This is a genomic window from Micromonospora sp. ATA51 (assembly GCF_016802855.1).
GTDB lineage: Bacteria > Actinomycetota > Actinomycetes > Mycobacteriales > Micromonosporaceae > Micromonospora > Micromonospora sicca.
In genome coordinates, this window is the sequence record NZ_JAEVHJ010000632.1 from 1 (window position 1) to 1,606 (window position 1,606).

The 1,606-nt window shown below is 74.2% G+C and carries 2 protein-coding genes; both read left to right on the forward strand.

Going from position 1 to position 1,606, the window contains the following annotated elements:
- Positions 1-72: 72 nt before the first annotated feature.
- Positions 73-843 (forward strand): cobalt ECF transporter T component CbiQ, encoded by a 771-nt coding sequence (cbiQ, locus tag JNW87_RS38515; RefSeq protein ID WP_238455451.1) that lies wholly within the window; start codon positions 73-75, stop codon positions 841-843.
- Positions 840-1,606: energy-coupling factor ABC transporter ATP-binding protein (locus JNW87_RS38520; RefSeq protein ID WP_238455450.1), on the forward strand; the 767-nt coding region annotated here is incomplete at its 3' end. The genes cbiQ and JNW87_RS38520, both read left to right, overlap by 4 nt.

Below are 1,606 nucleotides of genomic sequence, written 5' to 3' on the forward strand. Positions count from 1 at the left end.
AACCTGGTCCTGGTCTCCACGCTGTTCCTGATCGCGCTGCCGGTCTTCGTGGTCGGCTTCGTGCTCCAGTGGCTGTTCGGCGTGCAGTGGCAGCTCGTCTACCGCGGGTCCACCTCCCCGGTGCACCGCCTCCCGCCCGAGGTGAAGATCGCCGCGATGGTGCTGTTCACCGTCGCCGTGGTCGCCACGCCACGGGAGGCGTACTGGGCGTTCGGCGGGTACGCCCTGCTGGTCGCCGCCGTGGCGGCGCTGGCCCGGGTGGGCCCCCGCTGGCTGCTCGGCCGGGCGCTGATCGAGCTGCCGTTCGTGCTCTTCGCGTTCGCGCTGCCGTTCCTCGGCACGGGGGAGCGGGTCGAGGTGGCCGGGGTGAACCTCTCCGTGGACGGGCTGCTGGGCGGCTGGAACATCCTCGCGAAGGGGACGCTGGGCGTACTGGCGTCGCTCCTGCTGGCCGCGACCACGACGACGCGGGACCTGATCGTCGGCCTGGACCGGCTGCGGTGCCCGCAGGTCCTCACCCAGATCGCCACCTTCATGCTGCGCTACCTGGACGTGCTGGTGGGCGAGGCCCGGCGGATGCGGGTGGCCCGGGTGTCCCGGGGCGACGACCCGCGTTTCCTCTGGCAGTTGCGCGGCTTCGCCGCCGGGATCGGCGCGCTCTTCCTGCGCGCGTTCGAGCGCGGCGAGCGGGTCTACCTGGCCATGGTCTCGCGCGGCTACTCGGGCCGGATGCCGGCGGTCTGGCAGGGCGCCGGCGCCGCCACCGCCGGCCAGTGGGCGGCCGCCGCGACAGTGCCGCTGGCGGCCGTCGCCATCGCCGCGGCCGCGGTCGTGCTGACATGATCGGGTACGTGCAGACGGCTCCCTCCCTGGACGTGCGCGGCGTCCGGTACGCCTATCCGGACGGTCACGTCGCCCTGCACGGGGTGGACCTGACCGTGCCGCGCGGGGACCGGGTGGCGCTGCTCGGGCCGAACGGCGCGGGCAAGACCACCCTGGTGCTGCACCTCAACGGCATCCTCACCGCGACCGAGGGGACGGTCGCCGTTGGTGGGCTGACGGTCAGCCGGGACCGGGACACCCTGGCGGAGATCCGCCGCCGGGTGGGCATCGTCTTCCAGGACCCGGACGACCAGCTCTTCCTGCCCACGGTCGCCGAGGACGTCGCGTTCGGCCCGGCCAACCTGGGGCTGCGCGGCGCGGAACTGGCCGCGCGGGTCGACGAGGCGCTCGCCGCGGTGGGGATGAGCGAGCACCGGGACCGGGCGCCGCACCATCTGTCGTTCGGTCAGCGCCGCCGGGTGGCGGTGGCCACCGTGCTCGCGATGCGCCCGGAGATCCTGGTCCTCGACGAGCCGTCGTCCAACCTCGACCCGGCCGCCCGGCGGGAACTGGCGGAGATCCTGCGCGCCCTCCCGGTGACCCTGCTGATGGTCACCCACGACCTGCCGTACGCGGCGGAGCTCTGCGACCGCTCGGTGATCCTCGACGCCGGCCGCATCGTCGCCGACGCCCCCACTCTCCAGCTCCTCTCCGACGACCCCCTCCTGGCCCGCCACCGCCTCGAACTCCCCTACGGCTTCACCCCCCGCCCCGCCCGCCCCTC